The organism is Brevundimonas sp. FG8, from assembly GCF_057808845.1.
The window spans coordinates 489,327-512,187 of sequence record NZ_JBMDIU010000003.1; the positions used below are offsets into that span (position 1 = coordinate 489,327).

Sequence of the window (22,861 nt, forward strand, 5' to 3'; positions counted from 1 at the left end):
AACCCTGGTATCCACGCTACGTGTGGACCTGGGGCTCTATCATTCTAACCGCTCCGCGATCCCCGAAAGGGTCATGGGCGGAGGGTTGAAACTAGATCTGGTCGTCGAACTTCTTGGCCAGGTCTTCGATGTTTTCGGGCGGCCAGTTCGGCACATCCATGCCGAGGCTGAGGCCCATCGTCGCGAGAACTTCCTTGATCTCGTTCAGCGACTTGCGGCCGAAGTTCGGGGTGCGAAGCATTTCGCCCTCGGTCTTCTGGATCAGGTCGCCGATGTAGACGATGTTGTCGTTCTTCAGGCAGTTGGCCGAACGGACGGACAGCTCCAGCTCGTCCACCTTCTTCAGCAGGGCCGGGTTGAAGGGCAGGTCGGGCTTGCCGTCCGACTGCTCAACAGCCTTCTTCGGCTCGTCGAAGGTGATGAAGATCTGCAGCTGGTCTTGCAGGATGCGCGAGGCGTAGGCCACAGCGTCAACCGGCGAGACGGCGCCGTTGGTTTCGACTTCCAGCACCAGCTTGTCGTAGTCCAGCGACTGGCCCTGACGGGTCGGTTCGACGCGATAGGCGACGCGCTTAACCGGCGAGTACAGGGCGTCGACGGCGATCAGGCCGATCGGGGCGTCTTCCGGACGGTTGAACTCCGAAGCCACATAGCCCTTGCCGTTCTGGACGGTCAGTTCCATGCGGATCGAAGCGCCGTCATCCAGGGTGCAGATGACGTGATCCGGGTTCAGCACCTCGATGTCCGCAGGGACTTCGATCTGGCCGGCCGTGACGACACCGGGGCCCGTGGCGCGCAGGGTCATGCGCTTCGGACCTTCGGCGTGCATGCGCAGCGCCAGTTGCTTGATGTTCAGCACGATGTCGACGACGTCTTCCCGCACGCCTTCCAGCGACGAGAATTCGTGCACGACGCCGTCGATTTGAATCGCGGTCACCGCGGCGCCTTGCAGCGACGACAGGAGAACGCGACGCAGGGCATTGCCGAGCGTCACGCCGAAACCGCGTTCCAGGGGCTCAGCGACCAGGCGCGCCTTGCGCTGGGGGTCGGAGCTCGCCTCGATCTGCGGCTTCTCGGGACGGATCAGCTCTTGCCAGTTTCGTTCGATCATGGATGTCCCTCGAGTCGGAGTTCGCCGCTCCCCGCCTCGTCAGGCGTATGGGGAGCGACGGAGAATAGAGTCGGCGGCGGTTCGCTTAGACGCGGCGGCGCTTGGGCGGACGGCAGCCGTTGTGCGGCATCGGGGTGACGTCGCGGATGGTCGTGATGGTCATGCCCACGGCCTGCAGGGCGCGCAGGGCCGACTCGCGGCCGGAACCCGGACCCGAGACGTTGACTTCCAGCGTCTTCACGCCGTGCTCTGCCGCCTTCTTGCCGGCGTCTTCAGCAGCCATCTGGGCGGCGTAGGGGGTCGACTTGCGCGAACCCTTGAAGCCCATGTGACCGGCCGACGACCAGGAAATCGCGTTCCCTTGCGCGTCGGTGATGGTCACCATCGTGTTGTTGAACGACGCATTCACGTGAGCGACGCCCGAGGTGATGTTCTTGCGCTCGCGCTTCTTAACGCGACCCGGTTCCTTGGCCATGTGTCAGCTCTTACTTCTTCTTGCCGGCGATCGGCTTGGCGGGACCCTTGCGGGTGCGGGCGTTGGTGTGGGTGCGCTGGCCGCGGACCGGCAGGCCCTTGCGGTGACGCAGGCCGCGGTAGCAGGCCAGATCCATCAAACGCTTGATGTTCATCGACGTCTCACGACGCAGGTCGCCCTCGACGGTATGGTCGCGGTCGATCGTTTCGCGGATCGACAGGACTTCAGCGTCCGTCAGCTGGTTCACGCGGCGGGCGGGCTCGATGCCCACCTTGGCGGCGATATCCTTGGCGGCGGCGGGGCCGATGCCATGGATGTACTGAAGCGCGATTTCAACGCGCTTGTTGGTCGGGATGTTGACGCCAGCAATACGGGCCACGAAGCTCTCCAGATACGCGTGTGCGGACGCAATAAACGCTCCGGTCAACAGACCAGGAGCGTGCGCGCCCTTCGCGGAAGCGGGCCTTATACAGGGGATTCAGTTTCCGTCAACAGGTCGCGAACGCCGTATCGGCACTTCGGTCCGTCAACCGCTCAGGGCCAGATCACCCCGATGGTGATACGGCCGCCCGGGATCGGGCGACCGGAGGCCGTCATCGGCGGGCGGACGCGGAAGCGGGTTTCGGCGACGCGCACGGCGACCGGACCGAATCCCTGCCCGGCGGGCCGCTCCCTGACGACCCGGCAGCCGGTCAGGCGCTCCTCCAGCGTGATCTCGCAGCTGACGGTGATGTCCACGTTGCGGGCGCGGCCGCGCAACTCGCGCGGCGTGTCCTGAAAGATCTCCCGCCCGTTGGCGCCGCGCAGGATCAGGGCGCCGGAGCCCGAGCCGGGACCGTCGCCGTCCCCGAGGCCGGTTCCCCGTCCCTCCCCCTCCCCGCCCGGACCGAATCCCGGCTCCGGAGAGGCGGTGGGAGCCAGGCCGACCGTGATCGCGGGCTCGGGGGCCTGAACGACCGGCGCGGGCGGGCTGTCCGGCGGAGGAGCGGGCGGCGGGGGCGGCGTATGGATGCGCGACGGAGCGGCGGGCGCCCCTCCCCCGGCCACGGGCGAGGGGTTCGGCGGCGGCGGTGGAGGTGGCGGCGGCACGGGCGGCCGGAACAGCACCACCTCCAACGCCGGAGGCGGCGGGACGACCGCACCGCCGGGCGCGCCTGCGCCGATCACGGCGAAGACAGCCAGATGCGCCGCCACGATGCCGACGGCGAAGCCGGCGCTGCGCCACCGGCGACGGTTCAGGATGGAATGTCCCGTGCTCACGCGCTTCCCATGTCACACCGGACATGAACGCGGGCTGTCGGGGGGAAGGTCCGCCCGCCGGGTCGGCGGGCGGAAACCGGTTCAGTTCAGGGCGGCGTCGATGTCGGCCGAGACGGCCTCGATGGAGTCCATGCCGTTGACCTCGGTCAGCAGGCCCTTGTCCGCATAGTAGGGCAGCAGAGGCGCCGTGTTGCGGTTGTAGGCGTCCAGACGGACCTTGAAGCTGTCGGGGTTGTCGTCCGGACGGCCCTGGTCGGAGAACCGCTTGGCCACGCGGGCCAGCAGGGCCTCATCGTCCACCTTCAGGCGCACGACGTGGTCGATTTTCTTGCCCAGCTTGGCCAGCATGGCGTCCAGCGCCTCGGCCTGGGCCAGGGTGCGCGGGAAGCCGTCGAAGATGGCGCCGCCAGCGTCTTCCGCCGCCTTCAGCTGGGCTTCGATCAGGGCGATCACGACCGCGTCGGGAACCAGATCCCCGCGCGACATGATGGCCTGACACTCCTTGCCCAACTCAGAGCCCGAAGCGATCGCCTCGCGCAGCATGTCGCCGGTCGAGAGCTGGATCATGCCCCGAGTCTCGACCAGACGCTTGGCCTGGGTGCCCTTGCCGGCCGCGGGCGGCCCAAACAGGATCAGGTTCATCGCTTCCCCCTCTGGTCGGCTTAGCGGCGGGCGGGCGCGGTGACGCCCTTGCCCCTGGTCTGTCCACGGCCGCGCAGCTTGGCCTTCTTGATCAGGCCTTCATACTGGTGCGCCAGCAGGTGCGACTGGATCTGCGCCACGGTGTCCATGGTCACCGAGACCACGATCAGCACCGAGGTGCCGCCGAAGTAGAAGCTCTGGCCCAGATTGGCGACCATGATCTCCGGCAGGATACAGACAGCGGTGATGTAGGCCGCGCCGATCACCGTCAGACGGGTCAGGACGTGGTCCAGATACTCGGCCGTGCGCTTGCCCGGACGGATGCCCGGCAGGAAGCCGCCGTACTTGCGCAGGTTTTCGGCCGTGTCCTCGGGGTTGAAGGTGATCGAGGTGTAGAAGAAGCAGAAGAAGATGATCAGGACGGCGTACAGCACGGTGAACACCGGCTGGCCGTGCTGCATCTGGGCGGTGAAGGCCGGCAGCCACGACATCCACGCCGGGAGCTTCGACGGATCGGTGAACTGGGCCACCGTCGACGGCAGCATCAGCAGCGACGAGGCGAAGATCGGCGGGATGACGCCCGCGGTGTTGACCTTCAGCGGCAGGAACGAACGCTCGCCCCCGGCCATGCGGTTGCCTTCCTGACGCTTCGGATACTGGATCAGAAGGCGGCGCTGGGCGCGCTCCATGAAGACGATGAAGACGACCACGCCCACGGCCATCGCGACGATGGCGATCAGGGCGAAGGCCGACATCTGGCCTTGCTGGGCCAGGCCGAACATGCGGCCGATGGTGCCCGGCAGAACCGCGACGATACCGGCGAAGATGATCAGCGAGATGCCGTTGCCGACGCCGCGCGCCGTCACCTGCTCACCCAGCCACATCAGGAACATGGTCCCGGCGGTCAGGCAGGTCGTGGTGGTGATGATGAAGAACAGGCCCGGTTCGTCGATCAGACCCGGCTGACCGTTCAGCTGGGTGGCGATGCCGAAGGCCTGGGCGACGGCCAGAACGACCGTCAGGTAACGGGTGTACTGGTTCAGCTGCTTGCGGCCGCTCTCGCCGCCTTCCTTGCGCAGCTTCTCCCAGGGCGGGTACACCGCGCCCAGTAGCTGCACGATGATCGAGGCCGAGATGTACGGCATCACGTTCAGCGCGAAGACGGCCATGTTCTGAACGGCGCCGCCGGAGAACATGTTGAGCATGTCCAGAATGCCGCGCTGGCCGTCCGGATCCTGGAAGAACGCGAGGAACTGGGCGTTGTTGATGCCGGGGATCGGAATATAGCAGCCCAGGCGGAACACGATCAGCGCCATTGCCGTGAAAAGCAGGCGCTTGTGCAGCTCGGTCGCCTTGGCGAACGAGCCCATGTTCATGTTTGCTGCGAGTTGTTCGGCGGCCGAAGCCATAAGTGTCACCCCGACTGATCAGAACGCGGCGCATCGGACGACGAGTCCGCGCCTGCGTCCAGATAGGAGAAGGGCGCCCTCATGGCGAGGGCGCCCGACAGTCTTTTTACTTCGCGGCCGTGCGCTTGGCGCGGGCCGAGACCTTGTTGGCGTCGCCCTTCGGCGCCTTGGGGGCCGGAACCTTGCCCTTGGCGGCGTTGCGCTTCTCGACGCGAGCCGCGGCCTTGGCCTCGGCTTCGATGCGTTGTTCGACGACCGAACCGCCGGCCGCTTCGATGGCCGACTTGGCGCCGGCCGAGGCCGACCAGACGACCAGGCTCAGCTTGGCCTTCAGTTCACCGGTGCCCAGAACGCGGACACCGTCCTTGACGCGGCGGATCACGCCGGCGGCCACCAGGGCCTCGCCGTTGATTTCCGACTTGGCGTCCAGCTTGCCGGCGTCGATGGCGTCCTGCAGGCGCCACAGGTTCACTTCGGCCAGCTTCAGCGCGTTCGGGTTGTTGAAGCCGCGCTTCGGCATACGCATGTACAGCGGCATCTGGCCGCCTTCGAAGCCGCCGATGGCGACGCCCGAACGCGACTTCTGACCCTTGACGCCGCGACCGGCGGTCTTGCCCTTGCCCGAGCCCGGGCCACGGCCGACGCGCATGCGCTTCTTGTGTGCGCCTTCGTTGTCGCGGATTTCGTTCAGTTTCATATGCCTGATCCTTTCGGGTTCTAGCGCCCGGAGACACTCCGGACTCGGCGTTTTCAATGTCCCTCCCGTTCAGGGAGGATGGCTGCGACGCAGCCGGAAGGGGATGGCGAACCGCCCTCCCCCAAACCTCAAGGTCGCGCGCTATAGCCGCTCCCCGGATAGCAGTAAAGGCGGCTCTTGCGGAGCCGCCCCTTGCTGGACCGCCTTGCGGCGATCCGCCCTCCCCCGAAAGGGAGGGAGACCTGCAGTCTTACTTCTCGACCACTTCCACCATGTGGTGGACCTTGGCGATCATGCCGCGGACCGAGGCGGTGTCCTCGAGGGTCGATTCACGACCCACGCGGTTCAGGCCCAGGCCGATCAGGGTGGCGCGCTGGTCCGACTTGCGGCGGATCGGCGAACCGGTCTGGCGGATGGTGACGGTGGCTTTCGATTCAGTCTTGGCCATGTCTTAGCCCTCGATGGCTTCAGGCGCCGAGGCGCCGTCGTTGCGGCGGCCCATCAGGTCAGCGACCTTCTTGCCACGCTTCGAAGCAACCTGACGCGGCGACGACTGGACCTTGAGGGCCTCGAACGTCGCACGGATCATGTTGTAGGGGTTCGACGAACCGGTCGACTTGCCGACGACGTCCTGGACGCCGAGGGTTTCGAGCACGGCGCGCATCGGACCACCCGCGATCACGCCGGTCCCGGGAGGGGCAGCGCGCATCATGATCTTGCCGGCGCCCCAACGGCCGTTGCCGTCGTGGTGCAGGGTGCGGTTCTCGCGAAGCGGAACCTTGATCATGGTCTTCTTGGCTTCTTCGGTCGCCTTGCGGATGGCTTCCGGCACTTCACGCGCCTTGCCATGACCGAAGCCGACGCGGCCCTTGCCGTCACCGACGACCATCAGGGCAGCGAAGCTGAAGCGTCGGCCGCCCTTCACGGTGGCGGCGACGCGGTTGATGTGCACCAGCTTCTCGACGATGTCCGAGTCCGGACCATCGACAGCGGGAGCGTTACGGTTGTCACGACGGTTGCGGTCGTTGCCGCCCTGTCCGCCGCGCTGGGGTTGTTGCGCCATCTGTCGCGTCCCTTAGAAGTTCAGGCCGGCTTCACGCGCGGCTTCCGCCAGCGCCTTCACCCGTCCGTGATAGATGTAGGCGCCGCGGTCGAAGACGACGTCCTTGACGCCCTTCTCGATGGCGCGTTCGGCGATCAGCTTGCCGATGGCGGCAGCCGCGGCGACGTCCGAGCCCTTCGAACCCTTGCCGCCTTCCAGCGACGAGGCGGCGACCACGGTGACGCCCTGGGCGTCGTCGATGATCTGGGCCGAGATGTTCTTGTCCGAACGGCTGACCGACAGGCGCAGGCGACCGTTGGCGACAGCCTTCAGGCGGCGACGATTGCGCTCGGCGCGGCGCTTGGCTTGCTGTTGAAGAGAAAGAGCCATGACTTACTTCTTCTTGCCTTCCTTGCGACGCACGGTCTCACCGGCGTAGCGGACACCCTTGCCCTTGTAGGGCTCCGGCGGACGCAGCTTGCGGATGACGGCGGCGATCTGACCGACGGCCTGCTTGTCCGAACCCGAGATCTTGATCTCGGTCTGCTTCGGAACAGCGAACGAAACGCCGGCCGGCGGATCGATGTCGACGTCGTGCGAGAAGCCGAGCTGCAGCGACAGCTGGTTGCCCTTCATCGCGGCGCGGTAACCCACGCCGACCAGTTCGAGCGTCTTGTCGAAGCCGGTGGTGACCCCGGTGACCATGTTGTCGACCAGGGTGCGCGACAGGCCCCACATCGCGCGAGCGCGCTGGGTGTCCGAACGCGGGGTCAGCGACAGTTCGTCGCCTTCCTGCTTGACCTCGATCTCTTCCGCCACGGTCCAGGCGCGTTCGCCCTTCGGACCCTTCACGGTGATGTTCTGGCCGTCGAGCGTGACAGTCACGCCCTTCGGCACAGCAATGGTTTTCTTGCCGATACGGGACATCTTAGTAGACCCTGCAGAGGACTTCGCCGCCGACATTGGCGTCGCGGGCGGCAGCGTCCGACATGACGCCCTTGGACGTCGAAAGGATCGAGATGCCCAGGCCGTTCTTGATCGGCTTCAGGTCGCTGATAGCCGAATAGACGCGGCGGCCGGGCTTCGACACGCGGGCGATCTCGGCGATCACCGGCTGGCCGTCGAAGTACTTCAGCTCGATCTCGAACTGCGGGAACTCACCCGGGTTTTGCACCAGGTTGTAGCCGCGGATGTAGCCTTCGTCCTGCAGCACGTCGAGGACGCGTTGGCGCAGGCGCGAGGCCGGGGTCAGCACCTTCGAACGCTTGCGGGTCGCAGCGTTCTTGATGCGGGCGATCATGTCGCTCAGGGGATCGTTGATCATCATGACTTTATGCTCCCCTTACCAGCTCGACTTCGTCAGGCCGGGGATTTGCCCCAGGTTGCCCAGCTCACGCAGGGCGATCCGGCTCATCTTCAGCTTGCGATAGTAGGCGCGCGGACGACCCGTCACCTCGCAGCGGTTGCGGATGCGGTTCGGCGCCGAGTTGCGCGGCAGTTCCGCCAGCTTCAGGCGCGCCTCGAAGCGCTCCTCCAGCGGCAGGGACTCGTCATTCGCGGTGGCCTTGAGGGCAGCGCGCTTGTCGGCGTACTTCGCGACGAGGGCCTTGACCTTCTCGTTACGGTTTACAGCGGACTTCTTTGCCATTGTCTGTTTCCCTTCCCGCTCAGTTCACGAACGGGAACTTGAACTCGGCGAGGAGAGCCTTGGCTTCCTCGTCGGTCTTGGCCGTGGTGCAGACGATGATGTCCATGCCCCACATCTGGTCGATCTGGTCGTAGTTGATCTCCGGGAACACGATGTGCTCCTTCAGACCGGTGGCGTAGTTGCCGCGACCGTCAAACGAAGTGCCCTTGAGGCCGCGGAAATCCTTCACGCGCGGCAGCGCGATCGTGATGAACCGGTCCAGGAACTCGTACATCTGGTCGCCGCGCAGCGTGACCTTGCCGCCGACAACCATGCCTTCGCGCAGCTTGAAGCCGGCGATGGAGTTGCGGGCCTTGGTCGGCACAGCCTTCTGACCGGCGATGGCGGTCAGATCCTTGAGGGCCGCGGTGGCCTTCTTGGAGTCAGCGACAGCTTCACCGATACCCATGTTCAGGACGATCTTGTCCAGCTTGGGGATCTGCATCTCGTTCGTGTAGCCGAACTTGGTCTTCATCTCGCCGCGGATGCGCGAGTTGTATTCCGTCTTCAGCCGCGGGGTGTACTTGGTGTCGGCCATTAGATGACGTCTCCCGTCGTCTTGGCGAAGCGGACCTTCTTGCCCTCTTCAACCTTGAAGCCGACGCGGGTCGCCTTGCCGTTGGCGTCGGCGATCGCGACGTTCGACAGGTGAAGCGAGGCTTCCTTGTTCTTGATACCGCCCTGGGGGTCGCCCTGGGTCGGACGCGTGTGACGCTGCACCATGTTGATGCCTTGCACGACGACGCGGTTCTCGGTCGGAAGGACCTTCAGGACCTGGCCGGTACGGCCCTTGTCCTTGCCGGTCAGGATGACGACGTTGTCGCCCTTCTTGATCTTGGCGGCCATGGTTACAGGACCTCCGGAGCCAGCGAGATGATCTTCATGTGGTTCTTGGCGCGCAGTTCGCGCGGAACCGGCCCGAAGATACGGGTGCCGACAGGCTCGTTTTGCTTGTTGACGATGACGGCGGCCGACTTGTCGAAACGAATGACAGAGCCGTCCTTGCGCATGATGTCCTTGGCGGTGCGCACGACGATGGCGCGAACGACGTCGCCCTTCTTCACGCGGCCGCGCGGAATCGCTTCCTTCACCGAGGCGACAATGGTGTCGCCCACCGAGGCGTAGCGGCGCTTCGAGCCGCCAAGCACCTTGATGCACATGACCCGGCGAGCGCCCGAATTGTCGGCCACCTCCAGGTTAGTTTGCATCTGGATCATGGGATCCGATCCTTCTTCTTACGAGGCCGAGGCGGCCGAGGCGTCCGACAGGACTTCCCAGCGCTTCAGCTTGGACTTCGGGGCGCACTCGACGATGCGGGCCAGGTCACCGACCTTGAGGGCATTCGCTTCGTCGTGAGCGTGGTACTTCTTGGACAGACGGACGGTCTTCTTCAGGACCGGGTGCAGCAGGGTGCGCTCGACCTTGACGATGACAGTCTTGTCGCCCTTGTCGGAGACGACCACGCCTTCGAGAATTCGCTTCGGCATCTTCGTTTCCTTAAACAGCCGCGCGCTTCTCACGCAGAAGCGTGGAGATGCGGGCGATGTCCTTGCGCACTTCCGAGACCCGGTGGGTCTTTTCCATCTGGCCGGTGGCGGCCTGGAAGCGCAGGTTGAACTGTTCCTTCTTGAGCTTCAGCAGCTCGTCGGACAGCTGGTCAGCGGTTTGCGACCGGAGATCGGCGATCTTGGTCATCAGGCAGCGGCCTCCACATGAGCGATGCCGGCGTCAAGGCGGGTGACCACCTTGGTGCGGACCGGCAGCTTGGCGGCGCCGAGACGCAGCGCTTCACGCGCCACATCGTCCGGCACGCCGTCGATTTCGAACAGGATGCGGCCCGGGTGGCAACGCGCGGCCCAGTGGTCCACGGCGCCCTTGCCCTTACCCATCCGGACTTCAGCCGGCTTGCCCGTGACGGGCAGATCCGGGAACACCCGGATCCAGACGCGGCCCTGACGCTTCATCTGGCGGGTGATCGCGCGGCGAGCCGCCTCGATCTGACGCGCGGTGATGCGTTCCGGCTCGACCGTTTTCAGGCCGTAAGAGCCGAAGTTCAGCGAGAAGCCGCCCTTGGCCGAACCGTGAATCCGGCCCTTGAAGGCCTTGCGGTACTTGGTCTTTTTCGGTTGCAGCATGACTTAGTTCTCACCACGTCCGCGGTCGCGACGCGGGCCGCGATCACCGCGGGGGCCACGTTCACGGCCTTCGTTCGACGACGGACCCGAGGCTTCCTGGGCCCAGCGCTTGTCCTGGGCCATCGGGTCGTGCTCGAGCACCTCACCCTTGAAGACCCAGACCTTCACGCCGATGATGCCGTAGGTCGTCTTGGCTTCGATGAAGCCATAGTCGATGTCGGCGCGCAGGGTGTGAAGCGGCACGCGACCTTCGCGGTACCATTCCATACGGGCGATTTCAGCGCCGCCGAGGCGACCCGAAACGTTGATCCGGACACCCTTGGCGCCCAGACGCATGGCCGACTGCATCGCGCGCTTCATGGCGCGACGGAAGGCGATGCGGCGTTCCAGCTGTTGCGCGATGTTCTCGGCGATCAGCTGAGCGTCGGTTTCCGGCTTGCGGACTTCGACGATGTTCAGGTGAACTTCGCCTTCAGTGCGGGCCGAGATGTCCTTGCGGAGCTTCTCGATGTCGGCGCCCTTCTTGCCGATCACGACACCCGGACGGGCGGCGTAGATCGTCACGCGGCACTTCTTGTGCGGGCGCTCGATGATGATGCGCGACACGCCGGCGGCTTGCAGACGCTCCTTCAGCCACTCGCGCAGCTTCAGGTCCTGGTGCAGCAGGCGGGCGTAGGAGGCGCCGTCGGCGAACCAGCGGCTGTCCCACGTGCGGTTCACGCCAAGGCGGAAACCGATCGGATTGATTTTCTGACCCATCAGGCGGCCTCGCCGGCTTCACGGACCACGATGGTGATCTCGCTGAACGGTTTCAGGATGCGCGACGAGCGACCACGAGCGCGGCTCGCGAAACGCTTCATCACCAGGTTCTTGCCCACGAAGGCCTCGGCGACGACCAGATTGTCGATGTCGAGGTTGTGGTTGTTCTCGGCGTTCGAGATCGCCGAATACAGGACCTTGCGGACGTCGGTGGCGATGCGCTTACGGCTGAATTCCAGCTCGTTGAGCGCCTTCTGCACCGGCAGACCGCGGATCGAGGCGGCGACCAGGTTCAGCTTTTGCGGGCTGATCCGGACGTTCACCAGCTTGGCGCGGGCTTCGGTCGAGCCGACCCGGCGGGGGTTCTTGGTCTGGGCCATGGATTACTTCCTCTTGGCCTTCTTGTCCGCCGCGTGGCCCGGGAAGTTCCGGGTCGGGGCGAACTCGCCGAACTTCATGCCGACCATCTCTTCCGAGACGATCACCGGCACGTGCTTCTGGCCGTTGTGGACGCCGAACGTCAGACCGACGAACTGCGGCAGGATGGTGGAGCGGCGCGACCAGGTCTTGATCACATCCTTGCGGCCCGACGTCTGAACGGCGTCGGCCTTCTTGAGCAGATACCCGTCGACAAACGGGCCTTTCCAGGAGGAGCGGGCCATCGGTTAGCGAGCCTTCTTAACGTGACGGGTACGGATGATGTACTTGTCCGTCGCCTTGTTCTTGCGGGTGCGGGTGCCCTTGGTGTCCTTGCCCCACGGCGTAACCGGGGTGCGACCACCAGAGGTCCGGCCTTCACCACCACCGTGCGGGTGGTCGATCGGGTTCATGGCGACGCCGCGGACGTGCGGGCGGAAGCCCATGTGACGCTTGCGACCGGCCTTGCCGAGGTTCTGGTTCATGTGGTCGGGGTTCGAAACCGCGCCCACCGTGGCCATGCAGCCGTCCAGGACCATGCGAAGCTCACCCGAGCCGAGACGGATCTGGGCGTAGCCCTGATCGCGGCCGACCAGCTGGGCGTAAGCGCCGGCCGAGCGGGCCAGCTGGGCGCCCTTGCCCGGCTTCATTTCGACGTTGTGGATGATCGTGCCGACCGGGATCGAGCGCAGCGGCATCGCATTGCCCGGCTTCACGTCGACCTTTTCACCAGCGACCACCGTGTCGCCCGCCTTCAGGCGTTGCGGCGCGATGATGTAGGCTTTCTCGCCGTCCTCATAGGTGATGAGGGCGATGAAGGCGGTGCGGTTCGGATCGTATTCCAGGCGTTCGACGGTCGCCGAGGCGAACTTGCGACGCTTGAAGTCGATCTTGCGGTACAGGGTCTTGGCGCCGCCGCCGCGGAAGCGGACAGCGATGCGACCGCCCTGACCACGACCGCCCGACTTGGTCAGGCCTTCGGTCAGCGACTTCTCGGGACGGCCCTTGTGGAGCTCCGAGCGGTCGATCAGCACCAGGGCGCGACGGCCCGGCGAAGTCGGATTGTAGGTCTTCAAAGCCATGTGCTTAGAGCCCCGTGGTGACGTCGATCGACTGGCCTTCAGCCAGCGTCACGATCGCTTTTTTGATGTCGACCCGACGGCCAAGAATGCCGCGGAAACGCTTGGTCTTGCCCTTCTGAACGAGGGTGTTGACCTTCAGCACGTTGACCTTGAACAGGGCCTCGACCGCAGCGGCGATCTCGTCCTTCGAGGCGTTTTCCGCGACGCGGAAGACGACCTTGTTCTGTTCCGACAGGATCGTGGCCTTCTCGGTGATCACCGGAGCCAGGATGGTGTCGTAGTGACGCGCGGTCGGTTGAGCGCCGGCCATTACGCGGCCTCCTTCTTCGCGAAGCGGGCTTCGATGGCTTCAACAGCAGCCTTCGTCAGCACCAGCTTGTCGGCCCGCAGGATGTCATAGACGTTCAGGCCGGCGTTCGGCAGCACGTCGATGTGCGGGATGTTGCGAGCGGCCAGGCCGAAGTTCACGTCGACTTCCGGACCAGCGATGATCAGAGCCTTGGTCCAGCCCAGCTTGCCGAAGGTTTCGCGCAGCGAGGCTGTCTTGGCTTCCTTCACGGCGACGGTGTCGACCACGACCAGCGAACCGGCCTTGGCTTTCGACGACAGCGCGTGACGCAGGGCCAGGGCGCGGACCTTCTTGGGCAGGTCATAGGCGTGCGAGCGAACGACCGGACCGAAAGCGCGCGAACCACCGACGAACTGCGGCGCACGGCGCGAACCGTGACGGGCGCCGCCGGTGCCCTTCTGCTTGTACATCTTCTTGCCCGTACGAGAGTTCTCGTTGCGGGTTTGAACCTTGTGCGTGCCGGCGCGGCGCTTGGCCAGCTGCCAGTTGACGTAGCGGGCCAGCAGGTCGCCGCGAATGTCGGAGATGCCGAAGACGGCGTCCGACAGTTCAACGTCGCCCGAGGCCTTGCCGTCGAGTTTGATGACCGAGAGTTTCATTACGCTTCACCGCCTTCGGTCGCTTCGACGGCCGGAGCTTCTTCAGCCGGGGTCTCAGCGGGTTGAGCAGCCGGAGCGGCCGACGACTTCACGCCACCGGGGAACGGGGCTTCAGCCGGGCGGGCCTTCTTCACGGCGTCGCGGATCTTGACCCACGTGCCTTCGTGACCGGGGACGGCGCCCTTGATCAGGATCAGGCCGCGTTCCGCGTCAACGCGGAAGACGGTCAGGTTCTGGGTGGTGACGACTTCCTGGCCGAGGTGGCCGGCCATCTTCTTGCCGGGGAACGTCCGGCCCGGATCCTGACGGTTACCCGTCGAACCGTGCGAGCGGTGCGAAACCGACACACCGTGGGTGGCGCGAAGGCCGCCGAAGTTCCAGCGCTTCATGGCGCCGGCGAAGCCCTTGCCGATGGTCTCGGCCTGGACATCGACCTTCTGGCCCGCGACGAAGTGGTCAGCCGAGAACTCGGCGCCGACTTCGACCAGGGCGTCCGCGTCAACGCGGAACTCGGTCACATAGGCCTTCGGCTCCACTTCCAGCTTCGCGAAAGCTTCGCGTTGAGCCTTGTTGGTGTTCTTGGCCTTCTTGGTGCCAGCGCCCAGCTGGAGAGCGACGTAGCCGTCACGCTCCTGGGTACGTTGGCCGACGACTTGGCAGCCGTCGAGCTGCAGCACAGTGACCGGAACGTGCGCGCCGTCATCGGCGAACACGCGGGTCATGCCCAGCTTCTTGGCGATCACGCCCGTGCGCATCGGATCCCGCCTCTTTCTTCTTTAAATCTTGATCTCGACGTCCACGCCGGCAGAGAGGTCGAGCTTCATGAGCGCGTCCACGGTCTGCGGAGTGGGGTCGACGATGTCGAGGACACGCTTGTGCGTGCGGATTTCAAACTGCTCGCGCGACTTCTTGTCGACGTGCGGCGAGCGGTTCACGGTGAACTTTTCGATCAGGGTCGGCAGCGGAATCGGACCGCGGACGGTCGCGCCGGTGCGCTTGGCCGTATTGACGATTTCGCGCGTCGAAAAGTCGAGGACGCGGTGATCGAAGGCCTTGAGCCTGATGCGGATGCTCTGATCCATATCGGTTGTTATTCCCAAGCAGGCGAACCTGCGTCCCTGTGAACCATTTCAAAGACCGGAGGTCTTCAGGCCAAAAGCCTTCAGAGTACGCACGTCCGCAAAAACGATCGGCCCACGCAGTACCCCGCGAAGGCCGTTGGAGTCCCAAGAAACTGCAAAGAACAGGCACTCAGGTCGTTCTTGCGAACCGCGTCTGCACCCGGAGGTGCACAGCCGGTCCAACAAGAGTGGGCGCTTATGCCGATTGAGTCCCCGTTCGTCAAGCGGCGAAACTGTGTCGGGGCGGGGTTTTCCGCCTACTCCACCAGACGGCCTGTCGAAGCGTTCCAGCGCAGTGGAATACCGCCGCAATCCGCTCCCTCTCCACAGGGCGCGACCACCATAAGCATAGCCGGACGCTCCGACACTTCATACTCGGCCCAGCGCTCCGGCGGGGCGGTATAGGCCAGCGCGACCGGCCCTCCGCGTCCCTGCGGCCCCGGACCGGGTCCCATGGTCACCCAGACCTGAAAGCCGCTTTCCGGCTCGCCATCGCATTCGCCGGCGGGGGTGAACACCCAGTCGCGCAGCCCGTCGCCATTCACATCCGGTGTGTCGAACAGTTCTGCCTGACAGAGGCTGGGCCCCTCCTCCGTCGTCGCCGGACGCCAGACCCGGCTGTGGAAGCGGATCTCCTCGAGCGTCGATGGGGTCCAGTCCGGCAGAATCGGCGACCCGTCCGCCTCTTCGCCTAGGTCGACGGGCGCGACGATGGTCAGGCGGCTGATCCCGTCACTGGAGGGCCGCTCCTGGAGCCGCCCGGCCGCAGGCTCCCACGCCCAGGCGCGCAGGCATTCATTCCGGCCGCTATCGCAGTATAGATGGTGCAGCGCGGCTTCGACCCGGACCTCCCCATCGACCGTCTTCACTTCGAAGCGAAGGGCCTGTCGATCGAAGGCGCGAATGAAGCCGTCTTCGCCGCTTATATATAAAGTGGCGCGACAACCGCCGGTGCCGCAGAACTGCGTGGAGTCGGGCCAACGGATGAGCCAGTCAGTCCGGTCGTCGCCGCTCACCTCCACCGGCTCAAGCACGCCGTCCGGAATTTCGGTGACCAAAGGGGGCCGGTTCGTCGGATCATCGACGTCGAGATAAAAGCCGTTCAGCGCGTTCAGCACGTACCAGACGAAGCCCTCCGGCGGCGTCTGTGCTCGCGCATCCGCCACACTGATGAAAAGTCCCGCCGCCGCCACGACCGACGCCCAGCCGATCTGATTCCATCGCATGTGACCGTCCTCCCTCCACGACCCTGCGTCAGGCCGACGAGCCACAGAACCATCGGTTTCTGACTTTGATTTCAGACGCCGCCGCTATCTGTCCGCACCACTGCCGCAACGGCGCCACAATGCGTGACAGAGAAGCCACAAGGCCGGTAAGCCGCTGTTTTGTGAAGCTTTTGTAATGGCGACGCTGGGAGCCCGCCTGATAGCTCGCCTCAAATCGCAGCGCGCCTTCCCCCTTGCTGCGGAATAAGGAAAACAAGAATGAAAACGCTCTTCCTCGCCACCGCCGCCGTCGCCGCCTTCGCCGCCGCCCCGGCCTTCGCCCAGGACGCCGTCGGTTCGGTCGGCATCGGCTACAACAACGTCAAGTACGACGCCTTCGGTTCGGACTTCACGGCCGAGAACGGCAAGGTTGACGTCGCCGCCGCCATCCCGGTCACCGGCCCGTTCACCGTCACGCTGGACGGCGGCTTCTCGTACAACAACAACGCCGTCGCCGGTCAGGACAACAGCAGCGTGGACGGCGCCGTCCACGGCACCGTCATGATCAATGACACGTTCCGCGTCGGCGGCTTCACCGGCGGCGCCGAGTTCGGCGACGACACCCTGTGGGCCTTCGGCGCCGAAGCCCAAGCCTACATCAACAACATGACCCTGACGGGTTCGGTGGCCTATGAAACCGCCGACGACGCCGACATCGACGCCTGGAGCGTCGGCGGCGACGTCGCCTACTTCATCACCCCGGCCCTGCGCGTGAACGGCGGCCTGGGCTGGCACACCGTCGACGGCGGCGGCTCGGACATCGACGTCTGGTCGATCAACGCCGGCGGCGAATACCAGATCGCCGACACCCCGTTCAGCCTGACCGCCAACTACGGCTACGCCGAGCTGGAAGACGTTGATCTGTCGATCAACACCCTGACCGTCGGCCTGCGCTACACCTTCGGTGGCGACCTGCAGACCCGCTCGCGTTCGGGCGCCGATCTCGGCCGCACCGCCGCCAGCGTGGGCGCCCTCGCCGGCGCCTTCTAAGCCGAACGACAGCCTTTCGGCTGAGCTGTTGAAGCCCCGGTGGAGCGATCCGCCGGGGCTTCTTCATGCCGTTTGCACGAGCGCCCGGATACCGCGCGCCTTGTCCGGACCGGAGCAAAGCGCTTCAGGTGCCGCCCTCCGACAGCACTACACCCCGCCCGGCGTAAACCTGGCCCGGCGCCGGACATGAAAAGAGCCCGGGGGGTTCCACATCCCCGGGCTCTTCCCGTCACCGTTCGCTGTCTGACCGTCAGCGTCCGATATGCACGTCTCCGCCACCCGCCACCTGGCGGCTGACCGAGCCGGTGGCCCGCGCGATGTTCACATCGCCGCTGCCCATGACCGTCACATCCACATTGCCGGCCACGCCGCGGAAACTGACGTCTCCTGATCCGGCGACGGCCACATCGACGTTCGGAGCCGTTCCGCCGCGCACGTCCACGTCGCCCGAACCGCCGATGGCGACGTCCATATCTCCGTCCAGACGGGCCACGCCCACATCGCCCGAGCCGCCGATGGCGACCTCAAGCCGGCGCGTCGCCCCGGCGCGGACCGAACCGGACCCGCCGATCGAAATATCCAGCGCGTTCGACGTTCCCGCCGCGACCGAGCCGGACCCGCCGATGGCGATCTCCAGAGACCCGGCGTTGCCCGCCCGGATGTCGCCAGAACCGCCCAGGCTCAGCGAGACCGGGCCGTCGACGTTGGCCACATCCCAGCGACCGCAGCCGCCGTTGGCGAGCTCCACCGAGCGCGCGCCGCGACCGACGGCGCCGAAGACCGCGCCGTTGGCGGCGATGTCGACCCGGCGGGGCGTGCGGATGATGATTTGCGGGGCGTCTTCCAGATTCACCCGGCCCAGATCTCGCACCTGAACCCAGGCGCCCTCGCCCGGCCGAGCGTCAACGCGGCCCGAGTGGCACTCGCGGATGCGGCTGTTTCCGCGGTTGAACAGGCCGCCACGGCGTCCGCCCAGTCCGCCGTCGATGCGGACCTCGTCGCCGTGACGCGAGACCTGGATGGCCGGAAGCTGCGACCGGCCGCGCTGAACCTCGACCGAAATGTCCGCGCGGTCCTCGACGATGACCGACACCCGGGCGACGGCGTTGCGGATTTCGACGTTCGGCTCTCCGGCGAACGCGGGGCTGGCCATGGCGGCGAGCGCGGCGGCGGATACGGCGATTGCGATGGCGGATTTCATGACGGGCCTCCCTGTCCGATGTGAGGAAAGGGTGCGTCCGCCGGGCGTCGAAGTCACTTTAATAGGAGGTCATGACCCCGTTGTAAGAATCCCCGTCCAAAGCCCCGCGCCGCCTGAACGGCAGGGCCGGCCTTTCAGGATGTTCAGGTTCTGAGCGAGCCCGCGCCGTCGGCCACGCCGACTTCCGGCTCGAAATCGCGTTCGAAATGCTCGAGCCGACTCTTCAGCGCGCCCGCCTTCTTTAGCGCCAGCGACGCCGCCCAGCGGGCCGCCAGTTCGGGTGTCGCCATCCGGTCGGTCATACGCGGGCTCCGTCCCCGGCTGCGCAAGACAGCGTTGGTGTAGAGCGCCCCGTTGCGGAACCGCGACGGCCAGGTCTGGAAGTCCATCGACAGGCTGACGCAGAACCGGTCCAGATTCTCCACCCGGTGCGGCGCATAGATCGGCCATGTCAGCGCCTGACCCGGCTCCAGATCCATCACCTGCGCGTCCTGCTCGAACGCGAGCGTATAGGGCAGTTCCTCGGTCGTCTGGCGCGCGACCACCTGTTCCATGTTGCGTTCGGGCAGATGGCCCTCGTCGCCCGGATAGACATAGATCCGCTTGCGACCGCGCATGTGGAACAGCACCACGCCCGCCGGGTCGAAATGGTAGGGCACCCGCGCCTTGGGCGAGGACAGGATCAACTGGCCGGCGTTCCGCACGGCGCGCATGCCGGGATATTTCGCCTGCACCTTGCCGAACTCGACCATGGCCGCGGCCCACAGTTCGGGCCAGCCGGTCTCGACCTCGCGCATATTGACCCACAGACGCCCCTGCTGGATCGCGGCCAGCAGCTCGGCGCCGTCCAGGCGACCGCGCGCGCCGGTGCGCAGGGAGACCTGCCCCTCGTCGTCGTAGTCATACAGGTTGATATCGAACAACTCCGCCGGATAGCGGTCCAGGATCGCCGCCAGCGACTCGTCCGTGGCGAATCCCTGCTCCACCAGACTGTGCGGATGGGCCTCGGCCTGACGGATCGGGCCGGAATAGCGGGTGCGGGCCGAAAGCATCTCTTTGGTCATGTCTGTCCTCAGGCGGATGCACTGCTCGAGCGCGTCTTGTTCAGCGCGGCGCCCGCGGCCTGCACGGCGCCCCTGAAGCGGTTGGCGGGGGTGACTTCACAGGCCTCGATGGCGGCCCAGCGACGGCGGACGCTGGCGCGCAACTTCTCGCCCCGCCCCTCGCCCCCCAGATCCAGCGCCTTCACAGCCGCCTGGCTCATGGCCGCGCCGAGGCCGGGCTTCAACACCATGGCCTCGCGCACGATGTGGTGGCCGTTGCAGAAGTATTTCTTGTAGTGCTCGCCCTCGAACCCGAAGTCGAAGGTGCGATAGCCCAGCTTGGCGGCCAACCGCATGGTGTCCATGCTCAGCAGGATTCCCGGCGAACAGCGCGCCAGCGACGGCTCATAGCCCGGGAACCAGAAATGATACTGGTCGCCCGCGTGCAGCGAGAATTCGATCGCGGTCAGACGGTCGCCCGCCCACAGCCCGGCCATCGAGGCGCCGAAGCCGTTTTCGCCCTGAGTCTGCAGCAGTTCGTGCAACAGCTCGGCCGTCCAGCCGCAGGCGAAGATGTCATGGCGATTGGTGCGCCGGTACTGATCCCGCTTCAGGTTCAGCAGCCAGTCCAGCAGCTTGGGATCATGCAGGCCACGCTCGATCCGCAACGGCCCCAACTCGGCCTCCATGCTGCGCCGGGCGCGCTCCTTGTCCTTGAAGAATTTGCCGAACGTCTGGCGCCGCTCGGCGTACCAGCCGTCATAGCCGCCCTCGCCCAGCTCGACCTGCACCGTGCGCCGGTCCTCGCCCAGCGGCGTATCCCCGACCCAGGCGGTGACGTTCAGGCGCGACGCTCCCAGCAGAGTCGCCACCTCCGACAGGGTCGGCCCCTCGCCCGGACGGGCGATGACGCCGTGATAGTCGTTCATCGGCGCCCCCAGCGGCTGGATCGCCGCCCCGCGCCGTTGATGCGGGAAGAAGCCGACGATCTCGCCGCCCTTGCTGAACACGGCCACCGCCGCGTCGGGGCTGATCCGCCCGGCCACCCGCGTGAAGCTGGGCCGGAAATAGGGGCTGTTCAGCGCCGGGTTCGCCGCCAGAAAGGCGCGCCACGCGCCCCACTCGGCCTCGCCCAGTTGGTCCGCCTTCAGGATGTCGACCTTGAACCCGGTCATCCGCCGCCCTTCGCCTCAACAGGCCTGTTTCAGCGTCCTCCATGCCACACCGCCCGTTTCGGCCCGGTGAGCGTTCATCCTTAATGATTTGTGTTCGGGGAGCCGGGCCTGACGTCGCACGTTGCGCTTGTCCCAATCCCCGGAGACCTGTCATGACTGACCCGAACCGCCCCGATAGCCGCGAAACCGAGAACGAGAACCTGCGCCCCGACAGGGACGGCCAGCCGCCCCGCCCGGCGACCGAGCCCAAGGGTTCGGAGGGCTCCTCAAATCCCGGCGACACGGCCACAGACCCCGCGACCGGAAAACCCAATCCTTGAAGTTCACCGTCCATATGCTCGCCGCCGTCGCCCTCACCGCCGGTTCCGCCCTGCCCGTCTCGGCCCGGGCCCAGACGCCTGCGCCGCGCCCCGCCGTCACGACCGGCCAGCCGATCGCCGTCTGCCCTCTGGAGACCGGCTTCGTTTCGGACAACGGGGGCCTGACCCGCAGTCGCGCCGCCGTCCGCGCCGGGGCTCTGCGTATTCTGGCCGTCGGCTCATCGTCCATCGAGGGGATCGGCGCCAGCCGTCGCGAGCTCGGCTTCGCGCCCCTGCTGGAACTGGGGCTTGAACGCCGTCTGCCCGGGGTGGACGTCACCGTCTTCAACCGCGGCATCGGCGGCGAAACGGCGAAGGAGACCGCTGACCGGCTGGAGCGCGAACTGGCCGCCGGGCGCGTCGATCTGGTCATCTGGCAACTGGGCACCAATGACGTGCTGCGCGACCGGATGGTCGATGACGTGTTCGCCGACTTCCATCGCGGCGAGGCGGTGCTGCAGGCCGCCGACGTGGATGTCCTGCTGATCGACCCGCAACGCCTGCCGGAAACGACCACCAACGCGTCGTTCCGGGGCCGCAACCCGGCGCTGGGCGACATGGCCCGTCGCATCTCCGAGGAAGGCCGCCGGGGTCAGTACGCCGTGCTGCACCGCTTCGACGCCATGGCCGGCTGGAGCGGTCTGGAGCGTGGCGGCGTCGGCCCGGACGACCTGCACCTGAACGACGCGGGCTATGCCTGCTGGGCCGAGGTCACGGCGGAAGGATTGGCGCCCCGGCTTCGCTAGACAGAAGAAGCGCGGACCTTCCGGTGCGTCCGCGATCCGTCGAACGACGATCCGGAACAAGCTCTGCCGCAGCGGGTTGGTTTCCGACCTGAAACGGCCCGGAGCCCGCATGTCCCCCCGCCTGTCCCTTCGTCTGGTCGTCGCCTCGACCGCCGTCCTGGCCCTCGCCGCCTGCGGTCAGTCCGACCAGCCCCGCGCGCCCGTGGACGCGACACAGGCCGCCGCCCTCACGGCTGACCAGATCAACGAAGCCCGGATCACGGCGCCCGTCGCGCCCCCCACGGCCGGCGCGGCGCCGACCGGGCCGGTTCAGCCGGATCCCGCCCTGATCCGCCTGCAGGTTCTGCTTGATCGTTCCAGCTTCTCGCCCGGCGTCATCGACGGCGTGCCGGGCTCCAACCTGCGGCAGGCGGTTGCGGCCTATCGAAAGGCGAACGGGCTTTCGGGCGACGCCATCGACGGAGACCTCATGGATCGGCTGACATCGGCGGACGACCGCCCGGCCATGACCACCTACACCCTGTCCGCGTCTGACGTCGCGGGCCCGTTCAGCCCGCCGCCGGGGGAACTGGCGGAACAGGCCGACAACGGCGTCCGCTACACCAGCCCGCGCGAGCGTATCGCCGAGCATTTCCACATCACCGAAGACCTGCTTCAGACGCTGAACCCCGGCGTGGACTTCCGTCGCGCGGGTCAGAAGATCACCGTCCCGGCCATCGGCGCGGCGCCCCTGCCGGCCGATGTGGACCACATCATCGTCGACAAGGGCGAGGGCTCGGTGCGCGCCTTCGCTGGGGATGGCCGCCTGCTGGCCTACTATCCCGCCACCATCGGCAGCGGCGACAATCCGACGCCGAGCGGGACGGTCAGGGTCAACGGCGTCGCCCGCAATCCGGACTATGTCTATGACCCCGCCAAGCTCAGCTACGGCCCCGGCGGTCGCCGGATCGTCGTGCCCGCGGGGGCCAACAACCCCGTCGGCGTCGTCTGGATCGACCTGAACAAGCCCAGCTACGGCATCCACGGCACGCCCGAGCCCGACAAGATCGGCAAGACCGCCTCCCACGGCTGCGTCCGCCTGACCAACTGGGACGCCTGGCAACTGGCCGCGGCGGTTAAACCCGGGGTCGAGGTGCGGTTCATCTAGCCTCTGCCTTCTCCCCTTGGGGGAGAGGGACGCAGCAAGGACAAAGAAAAACCCCGCCGGATCGCTCCGGCGGGGCTCTTCAACTCAGATCGTCAGACCGTCGATTACTCGATGATCTTTGCGACGACGCCGGCGCCGACGGTGCGGCCG

General features: G+C 66.2%; 35 protein-coding genes. 4 read left to right on the top strand and 31 right to left on the bottom strand.

The genetic code is table 11. The features are described 5' to 3' along the window. Nucleotides 1-91 precede the first annotated feature (91 nt). From ACODRV_RS08720 to ACODRV_RS08855, 28 genes are all read right to left on the bottom strand, one after another. Entirely contained in the window at nt 92-1,111 is a 1,020-nt protein-coding gene (locus ACODRV_RS08720) for a DNA-directed RNA polymerase subunit alpha (RefSeq protein WP_141626276.1), read from the bottom strand. An 85-nt stretch (nt 1,112-1,196) separates the two neighbouring features. After that, the gene (gene rpsK, locus ACODRV_RS08725) at nt 1,197-1,586 is read right to left on the bottom strand and encodes a 30S ribosomal protein S11 (RefSeq protein ID WP_141626275.1); all 390 of its coding nucleotides are present in this window, start codon (nt 1,584-1,586) and stop codon (nt 1,197-1,199) included. Nucleotides 1,587-1,596: 10 nt separating this feature from the next. Next, on the bottom strand, nt 1,597-1,965 hold the full coding sequence (rpsM, locus tag ACODRV_RS08730; RefSeq protein WP_141626274.1) for a 30S ribosomal protein S13: 369 nt from the start codon (nt 1,963-1,965) through the stop codon (nt 1,597-1,599). A 155-nt stretch (nt 1,966-2,120) separates the two neighbouring features. Next, on the bottom strand, nt 2,121-2,846 hold the full coding sequence (locus tag ACODRV_RS08735) for an energy transducer TonB (RefSeq protein WP_488908057.1): 726 nt from the start codon (nt 2,844-2,846) through the stop codon (nt 2,121-2,123). Nucleotides 2,847-2,927: 81 nt separating this feature from the next. Next, the gene (locus ACODRV_RS08740; RefSeq protein ID WP_141626272.1) at nt 2,928-3,488 is read right to left on the bottom strand and encodes an adenylate kinase; all 561 of its coding nucleotides are present in this window, start codon (nt 3,486-3,488) and stop codon (nt 2,928-2,930) included. A gap of 20 nt (nt 3,489-3,508) precedes the next feature. Then, the gene (gene secY / locus ACODRV_RS08745; RefSeq protein WP_488908058.1) at nt 3,509-4,897 is read right to left on the bottom strand and encodes a preprotein translocase subunit SecY; all 1,389 of its coding nucleotides are present in this window, start codon (nt 4,895-4,897) and stop codon (nt 3,509-3,511) included. A gap of 106 nt (nt 4,898-5,003) precedes the next feature. Further along, a complete protein-coding gene (gene rplO / locus ACODRV_RS08750; protein ID WP_141626270.1) occupies nt 5,004-5,594 on the bottom strand; it encodes a 50S ribosomal protein L15 in 591 nt (196 codons plus the stop codon). Between the two features lie 250 nt (nt 5,595-5,844). Then, the gene (gene rpmD / locus ACODRV_RS08755) at nt 5,845-6,042 is read right to left on the bottom strand and encodes a 50S ribosomal protein L30 (RefSeq protein ID WP_141626269.1); all 198 of its coding nucleotides are present in this window, start codon (nt 6,040-6,042) and stop codon (nt 5,845-5,847) included. A gap of 3 nt (nt 6,043-6,045) precedes the next feature. Continuing rightward, nucleotides 6,046-6,657 (bottom strand): 30S ribosomal protein S5, encoded by a 612-nt coding sequence (gene rpsE, locus ACODRV_RS08760; RefSeq protein WP_141626268.1) that lies wholly within the window; start codon nt 6,655-6,657, stop codon nt 6,046-6,048. A 12-nt stretch (nt 6,658-6,669) separates the two neighbouring features. Continuing rightward, nucleotides 6,670-7,026, bottom strand: a complete 357-nt coding sequence (gene rplR, locus ACODRV_RS08765) for a 50S ribosomal protein L18 (RefSeq protein ID WP_141626267.1) — start codon at nt 7,024-7,026, stop codon at nt 6,670-6,672. A 3-nt stretch (nt 7,027-7,029) separates the two neighbouring features. After that, the gene (gene rplF / locus ACODRV_RS08770; protein ID WP_141626266.1) at nt 7,030-7,563 is read right to left on the bottom strand and encodes a 50S ribosomal protein L6; all 534 of its coding nucleotides are present in this window, start codon (nt 7,561-7,563) and stop codon (nt 7,030-7,032) included. 1 nt (nt 7,564) lies between these two features. Continuing rightward, nucleotides 7,565-7,963, bottom strand: coding sequence for a 30S ribosomal protein S8 (gene rpsH, locus ACODRV_RS08775; protein WP_141626265.1), 399 nt, complete (start codon nt 7,961-7,963; stop codon nt 7,565-7,567). A gap of 15 nt (nt 7,964-7,978) precedes the next feature. Continuing rightward, complete coding sequence (rpsN, locus tag ACODRV_RS08780; protein ID WP_141626264.1) at nt 7,979-8,284, bottom strand: 30S ribosomal protein S14; 306 nt, start codon at nt 8,282-8,284, stop codon at nt 7,979-7,981. 19 nt (nt 8,285-8,303) lie between these two features. Further along, on the bottom strand, nt 8,304-8,861 hold the full coding sequence (gene rplE / locus ACODRV_RS08785; protein ID WP_141626263.1) for a 50S ribosomal protein L5: 558 nt from the start codon (nt 8,859-8,861) through the stop codon (nt 8,304-8,306). Then, a complete protein-coding gene (rplX, locus tag ACODRV_RS08790) occupies nt 8,861-9,169 on the bottom strand; it encodes a 50S ribosomal protein L24 (protein WP_141626262.1) in 309 nt (102 codons plus the stop codon). The genes rplE and rplX overlap by 1 nt, the downstream gene beginning before the upstream one ends. A 2-nt stretch (nt 9,170-9,171) precedes the next feature. Beyond that, the gene (rplN, locus tag ACODRV_RS08795) at nt 9,172-9,540 is read right to left on the bottom strand and encodes a 50S ribosomal protein L14 (protein ID WP_055832151.1); all 369 of its coding nucleotides are present in this window, start codon (nt 9,538-9,540) and stop codon (nt 9,172-9,174) included. An 18-nt stretch (nt 9,541-9,558) separates the two neighbouring features. Beyond that, complete coding sequence (gene rpsQ, locus ACODRV_RS08800) at nt 9,559-9,810, bottom strand: 30S ribosomal protein S17 (RefSeq protein ID WP_141626261.1); 252 nt, start codon at nt 9,808-9,810, stop codon at nt 9,559-9,561. 10 nt (nt 9,811-9,820) lie between these two features. Next, entirely contained in the window at nt 9,821-10,018 is a 198-nt protein-coding gene (rpmC, locus tag ACODRV_RS08805; RefSeq protein WP_141626260.1) for a 50S ribosomal protein L29, read from the bottom strand. Further along, complete coding sequence (rplP, locus tag ACODRV_RS08810) at nt 10,018-10,458, bottom strand: 50S ribosomal protein L16 (protein ID WP_141626259.1); 441 nt, start codon at nt 10,456-10,458, stop codon at nt 10,018-10,020. The genes rpmC and rplP overlap by 1 nt, the downstream gene beginning before the upstream one ends. A 3-nt stretch (nt 10,459-10,461) precedes the next feature. After that, nucleotides 10,462-11,217 carry a 30S ribosomal protein S3 gene (gene rpsC / locus ACODRV_RS08815; RefSeq protein WP_141626258.1) on the bottom strand — a complete coding sequence of 252 codons (756 nt, stop codon included), beginning with the start codon at nt 11,215-11,217 and terminating at the stop codon, nt 10,462-10,464. Beyond that, nucleotides 11,217-11,597 carry a 50S ribosomal protein L22 gene (gene rplV / locus ACODRV_RS08820; RefSeq protein WP_141626257.1) on the bottom strand — a complete coding sequence of 127 codons (381 nt, stop codon included), beginning with the start codon at nt 11,595-11,597 and terminating at the stop codon, nt 11,217-11,219. The genes rpsC and rplV overlap by 1 nt, the downstream gene beginning before the upstream one ends. A gap of 3 nt (nt 11,598-11,600) precedes the next feature. Then, on the bottom strand, nt 11,601-11,879 hold the full coding sequence (gene rpsS / locus ACODRV_RS08825; RefSeq protein WP_141626256.1) for a 30S ribosomal protein S19: 279 nt from the start codon (nt 11,877-11,879) through the stop codon (nt 11,601-11,603). 3 nt (nt 11,880-11,882) lie between these two features. Then, nucleotides 11,883-12,716 carry a 50S ribosomal protein L2 gene (gene rplB / locus ACODRV_RS08830; protein WP_141626255.1) on the bottom strand — a complete coding sequence of 278 codons (834 nt, stop codon included), beginning with the start codon at nt 12,714-12,716 and terminating at the stop codon, nt 11,883-11,885. A gap of 4 nt (nt 12,717-12,720) precedes the next feature. After that, the gene (locus ACODRV_RS08835) at nt 12,721-13,026 is read right to left on the bottom strand and encodes a 50S ribosomal protein L23 (protein WP_141626254.1); all 306 of its coding nucleotides are present in this window, start codon (nt 13,024-13,026) and stop codon (nt 12,721-12,723) included. After that, nucleotides 13,026-13,664: a 50S ribosomal protein L4 gene (gene rplD, locus ACODRV_RS08840; protein WP_141626253.1), complete on the bottom strand. Its 639-nt coding sequence runs from the start codon at nt 13,662-13,664 to the stop codon at nt 13,026-13,028. Before rplD ends, ACODRV_RS08835 begins: the two co-directional genes overlap by 1 nt. Further along, a complete protein-coding gene (gene rplC, locus ACODRV_RS08845; protein ID WP_141626252.1) occupies nt 13,664-14,419 on the bottom strand; it encodes a 50S ribosomal protein L3 in 756 nt (251 codons plus the stop codon). Before rplC ends, rplD begins: the two co-directional genes overlap by 1 nt. A 21-nt stretch (nt 14,420-14,440) precedes the next feature. Beyond that, a complete protein-coding gene (gene rpsJ / locus ACODRV_RS08850) occupies nt 14,441-14,746 on the bottom strand; it encodes a 30S ribosomal protein S10 (RefSeq protein ID WP_003164367.1) in 306 nt (101 codons plus the stop codon). Nucleotides 14,747-15,042: 296 nt separating this feature from the next. After that, entirely contained in the window at nt 15,043-16,011 is a 969-nt protein-coding gene (locus ACODRV_RS08855) for a hypothetical protein (protein ID WP_488908059.1), read from the bottom strand. Between the two features lie 258 nt (nt 16,012-16,269). Here ACODRV_RS08855 and ACODRV_RS08860 point away from each other — a divergent pair, with 258 nt between their 5' ends. Further along, a complete protein-coding gene (locus tag ACODRV_RS08860; protein WP_488908060.1) occupies nt 16,270-17,040 on the top strand; it encodes a hypothetical protein in 771 nt (256 codons plus the stop codon). 250 nt (nt 17,041-17,290) lie between these two features. On the opposite strand, the gene ACODRV_RS08865 is transcribed toward ACODRV_RS08860, so the two are convergent. The 3 genes from ACODRV_RS08865 to ACODRV_RS08875 all read right to left on the bottom strand — a co-directional run bounded on the left by ACODRV_RS08865 (nt 17,291) and on the right by ACODRV_RS08875 (nt 20,459). After that, nucleotides 17,291-18,241 (bottom strand): GIN domain-containing protein, encoded by a 951-nt coding sequence (locus ACODRV_RS08865; protein ID WP_488908061.1) that lies wholly within the window; start codon nt 18,239-18,241, stop codon nt 17,291-17,293. A gap of 143 nt (nt 18,242-18,384) precedes the next feature. After that, the gene (locus ACODRV_RS08870; protein WP_240811749.1) at nt 18,385-19,305 is read right to left on the bottom strand and encodes a cupin-like domain-containing protein; all 921 of its coding nucleotides are present in this window, start codon (nt 19,303-19,305) and stop codon (nt 18,385-18,387) included. Nucleotides 19,306-19,313: 8 nt separating this feature from the next. Then, nucleotides 19,314-20,459 carry a GNAT family N-acetyltransferase gene (locus ACODRV_RS08875; protein WP_488908062.1) on the bottom strand — a complete coding sequence of 382 codons (1,146 nt, stop codon included), beginning with the start codon at nt 20,457-20,459 and terminating at the stop codon, nt 19,314-19,316. Nucleotides 20,460-20,611: 152 nt separating this feature from the next. Between ACODRV_RS08875 and ACODRV_RS08880 the strand changes: the two genes are divergently transcribed. The 3 genes from ACODRV_RS08880 to ACODRV_RS08890 all read left to right on the top strand — a co-directional run bounded on the left by ACODRV_RS08880 (nt 20,612) and on the right by ACODRV_RS08890 (nt 22,711). Further along, nucleotides 20,612-20,779: a hypothetical protein gene (locus ACODRV_RS08880; RefSeq protein ID WP_168196798.1), complete on the top strand. Its 168-nt coding sequence runs from the start codon at nt 20,612-20,614 to the stop codon at nt 20,777-20,779. Further along, nucleotides 20,776-21,564, top strand: coding sequence for an SGNH/GDSL hydrolase family protein (locus ACODRV_RS08885; RefSeq protein ID WP_141626247.1), 789 nt, complete (start codon nt 20,776-20,778; stop codon nt 21,562-21,564). The genes ACODRV_RS08880 and ACODRV_RS08885 overlap by 4 nt, the downstream gene beginning before the upstream one ends. 109 nt (nt 21,565-21,673) lie before the next feature. Then, a complete protein-coding gene (locus ACODRV_RS08890) occupies nt 21,674-22,711 on the top strand; it encodes a L,D-transpeptidase family protein (RefSeq protein ID WP_488908063.1) in 1,038 nt (345 codons plus the stop codon). The last annotated feature ends 150 nt before the right edge of the window (nt 22,712-22,861 follow it).